General features: G+C 39.1%; 7 protein-coding genes. 6 read left to right on the plus strand and 1 reads right to left on the minus strand.

All coding sequences use genetic code 11. From position 1 onward, the window contains the following. The coding region (locus J7K40_13640) for a hypothetical protein (protein MCD6163438.1) at positions 1 to 111 on the minus strand (111 nt) is incomplete at its 3' end. Positions 112 to 301: 190 nt separating this feature from the next. Here J7K40_13640 and J7K40_13645 point away from each other — a divergent pair. The 6 genes from J7K40_13645 to J7K40_13670 are packed head-to-tail and all read left to right on the plus strand — an operon-like array spanning position 302 to position 3246. Beyond that, a complete protein-coding gene (locus J7K40_13645; GenBank protein MCD6163439.1) occupies positions 302 to 511 on the plus strand; it encodes a hypothetical protein in 210 nt (69 codons plus the stop codon). Positions 512 to 526: 15 nt separating this feature from the next. Then, on the plus strand, positions 527 to 787 hold the full coding sequence (locus tag J7K40_13650; GenBank protein ID MCD6163440.1) for a hypothetical protein: 261 nt from the start codon (positions 527 to 529) through the stop codon (positions 785 to 787). After that, the gene (locus J7K40_13655) at positions 787 to 951 is read left to right on the plus strand and encodes a hypothetical protein (protein ID MCD6163441.1); all 165 of its coding nucleotides are present in this window, start codon (positions 787 to 789) and stop codon (positions 949 to 951) included. The genes J7K40_13650 and J7K40_13655 overlap by 1 nt, the downstream gene beginning before the upstream one ends. Then, the gene (locus tag J7K40_13660; protein ID MCD6163442.1) at positions 948 to 2807 is read left to right on the plus strand and encodes a hypothetical protein; all 1860 of its coding nucleotides are present in this window, start codon (positions 948 to 950) and stop codon (positions 2805 to 2807) included. The genes J7K40_13655 and J7K40_13660 overlap by 4 nt, the downstream gene beginning before the upstream one ends. Beyond that, complete coding sequence (locus J7K40_13665; protein ID MCD6163443.1) at positions 2804 to 2980, plus strand: hypothetical protein; 177 nt, start codon at positions 2804 to 2806, stop codon at positions 2978 to 2980. The genes J7K40_13660 and J7K40_13665 overlap by 4 nt, the downstream gene beginning before the upstream one ends. Then, a complete protein-coding gene (locus tag J7K40_13670; GenBank protein MCD6163444.1) occupies positions 2980 to 3246 on the plus strand; it encodes a VRR-NUC domain-containing protein in 267 nt (88 codons plus the stop codon). The genes J7K40_13665 and J7K40_13670 overlap by 1 nt, the downstream gene beginning before the upstream one ends. Positions 3247 to 3338: the final 92 nt, after the last annotated feature.

Below are 3338 nucleotides of genomic sequence, written 5' to 3' on the forward strand. Positions count from 1 at the left end.
TGTTGCTCCTGTTGCTCCTGTTGCTCCTGTTGCTCCTGTTGCTCCTGTTGCTCCTGTTGCTCCTGTTGCTCCTGTTGCTCCTGTTGCTCCTGTTGCTCCTACTCGTGAGATGACTCCAGCGGCTAAGGGTGTGAGCTACGATGATTATGTAAAAGCTGGTTGGACAGAAGAACAGTTGATTTCTGAAGGATTTATGTTACCGTTTTAACCTGATTTTCTCCTGGTCAGGTTAGAAGAAGAGCTGCAGGCTCTTCGGCCCGTCACTTTAATTAGTGACGGGCTTTCTTGGTAGGAGGACTTTATGATTATTATGGAAAGTTTAGCTGAAGCATTACCCAGAGAGCAAGAAAGAGTTCGTGAAATTTTGGGTTATTATAAGGAAATACCTGCCGGACAATTTGGTGCAATAATGATTGAATCTGCTTTACACCATGCAGATAAGGCCGCTGCCAGTGGGGATGTTATTCAAATGATAAAAGCTTACGAAGCACTTTGCGCTATAGAGTGTTAGAAAGGAGATAGTAGAATGAGAAATCTTTTTATTGGTGGTTCGCATGACAGGGAATACATAGATGCAGATGGCAGGAATCTTTATCGTTTACCCATTTACGACGAGCCTGATGTTACTCCCGATTCACCTATTCAAAATAAACATGTGCGGATAGAGGAGTATCGCAGGTTTGAATTGTTAAGTGATTCTCCAGAGTGTGATATCTACATTATATCAAACCTCAGTTTGTACGATGTGACAAAACGGCTTATCCAGAGCTACAGGATGGATTTATAATGACTAATCCAATACCCCAACCAGCTCGTATCGACAAGATTGTTGCTGAGCGACTTGAGAAGTTAGAAGCGGCGCTGATCAAACTGCGAGACTGTGACTGGGTGATAACGTTGCCTGATAGAATGGATGCTGTTCGAGCTATTGCTAGAGAGGCGTTAAAATGATAACGTATGATCTGGAATGCTACCCCAACGTGTTTCTTGCAGGGATAGAGGTTAACGACAAACGATACACCTTTGAGAACTCGTGGAGAGTTAACGAAATATCACAGCTCCTTGAGTTTCTTGATAGTATTCGGAACGAAACAATGACGGGCTACAATAATCTTTCCTACGATTGGCCGGTTCTTAATTATATTATTCAAAATAGGGGTTGCGCTCCTTTAGATATTTATAATAAATCAGATCAAATCATTAAAACACCTTGGAACGATCGCTTCTCAAATATTATATGGAACCCCATTATCAAACAACGAGACCTCCTGCGGGTGATGCACTATGATAATCCAGCTAGGATGACCGGATTAAAAGCTCTTGAGTTTGTGATGCGCTCGCATAATATTGAGGATCTTCCTTACACGCCTGGTTCGATTCTCAATTTCGATCAATATGATTTTTTGAGAACTTATATGTGGTTCGACATAGAAAACACCAAAAAGTTTTGTAATCTTATTGAAAAGGAAATCAACTTCCGAAAAGAGTTGTCTGAAAAATATGATAAAGATTTCACCAACGCAAGTGATGCTAAGATCGGGTCAGAAGTGTTTATTCAAGCTCTTGAGAAGGTTGGTGTAGAATGTTATAATCATTCTAATGGTCAACGTGCTCCAAAGAGGACAGTTAGAGAAAATGTTAAAATAAAAGATTGCATTTTTCCTTATATTAAGTTTGAGCATCCTGAGTTTCAGAGGATTAAAATATGGTTGGAAGGGCAAACTGTAACTGAAGTAAAGAATGTATTTAAGGATTTAAAGTGTCATGTTAACGGGATTGATTATATCTTCGGAACGGGAGGCCTACATGCTTCAGTAAATAACAGTATAATCGAAAGTGATGAATATAATCAGATAGTTGACGTGGATGTTACCTCAATGTATCCGAGTATTGCCATAGTAAATAAACTATATCCTGAACATCTTGGTATCGAGTTTTGTTCGGTGTATGAAGATTTATTTAATGAGCGCAAGAAGCATAAAAAGGGAACGGCTGAAAATGCTTCTCTTAAAATAGCAATGAACGCAACGTATGGTAACAGTGGTAATAAATATAGCCCTTTCTTCGATTTGAAGTATCTACTTTCTACCACGATTAACGGCCAATTATCGTTGTTAATGTTGGTTGAACAACTCATAAAAACACCGAGTTTGAAAATAATCCAGTGTAATACTGACGGCATCTCTTATATTGTTTCTAAAAAATATATAGAACATTGTCGTAATATTTGTAAGTGGTGGGAGTCGATTACAAAATTACAACTGGAAGAAGTTTTTTATAAAAAGATGGTACTCAGGGACGTAAATAATTATATAGGGGTATACCCCGATGGTAAACTCAAACGTAAAGGTTGTTATTGTTTCGGTGGTGATCTAGGGTATCATCAAAATCACTCGTCACAGGTTGTTCCGATGGCTGCAAACCAAGCTCTATTATATGGTAAAAATATTGAAGAGTATATTTCAACCCACTCCGACATATTTGACTTTATGAATTTTGCAAAAGTTCCCCGCAGCTCCAAACTCATAACGGTAGACTATGAAGGCAATGAAGAGCAAATCCAAAACAACACCAGGTACTACATCAGCGTGTTTGGTCTTGATCTGGTTAAGATCATGCCACCAACGCCGCAACAAGTAGCGAAAGATGCTGATGCACCCGAGCGCCGGTTTATGCTGAATAAAGGATGGAAAGCATCTGTGTGTAATGACATGGATGATTATGATGACGCAGCAGTTGAGTACGAATATTACATTCGTGAAGCTCATAAGATCGTTGACCCTATTTTGAAAGGAGGTGTGATGTGAAATGTCCTAAGTGTTGTTTTGGTAAGATTGTTTATCAGCCTTGGAATAAAAAAGATTTAGTAGCTCGGTGTTCGCATACCAAAAAATGTGGGTTAAGAGTTCATATTGTAGATGGTAAAGATATGACCGAAGAAGAAAAAACTCAAATTGTTTTGGATCGTTGGGAATATTAATGAACACAGAAGCGAAGTTGGAACAGAAGTGTCGAAAGTTAGCTATTGACGCTGGTTGGTTGTCTTATAAATTTGAGAGTGAAGGAGGACTCCCCGATCGGATATTTATCAAAGACGGGCGAATTATCTTTGTTGAATTTAAGGCTCCAAAGACTGGCAGACTCAGTAAATTGCAGCAGGTTCAGATCAAAAGAATGATCAACGCTGGTGCAATTGTTCATGTCTGCGATAACGTTGAATCTTTTTTGAGGATTATTGAGTTATGAGTAGAGAATATACAACATCTGGCAAAGCCGTAGCTGCGGATAATTATATATCTAAAGACAACGAACCGGAACCTGAGAGAGATGAATCAGTA

It is taken from the genome of Candidatus Zixiibacteriota bacterium (genome assembly GCA_021159005.1).
Classification (GTDB): Bacteria; Zixibacteria; MSB-5A5; order UBA10806; family 4484-95; genus JAGGSN01.

Excerpts from the sequence above, each read along its gene's own strand:
- J7K40_13645 (MCD6163439.1), top strand. The coding sequence starts at position 302 with ATGATTATTATGGAAAGTTTAGCTGAAGCATTACCCAGAGAGCAAGAA.
- J7K40_13650 (MCD6163440.1), top strand. The coding sequence starts at position 527 with ATGAGAAATCTTTTTATTGGTGGTTCGCATGACAGGGAATACATAGAT.
- J7K40_13655 (MCD6163441.1), top strand. The coding sequence starts at position 787 with ATGACTAATCCAATACCCCAACCAGCTCGTATCGACAAGATTGTTGCT.
- J7K40_13660 (MCD6163442.1), top strand. The coding sequence starts at position 948 with ATGATAACGTATGATCTGGAATGCTACCCCAACGTGTTTCTTGCAGGG.
- J7K40_13670 (MCD6163444.1), top strand. The coding sequence starts at position 2,980 with ATGAACACAGAAGCGAAGTTGGAACAGAAGTGTCGAAAGTTAGCTATT.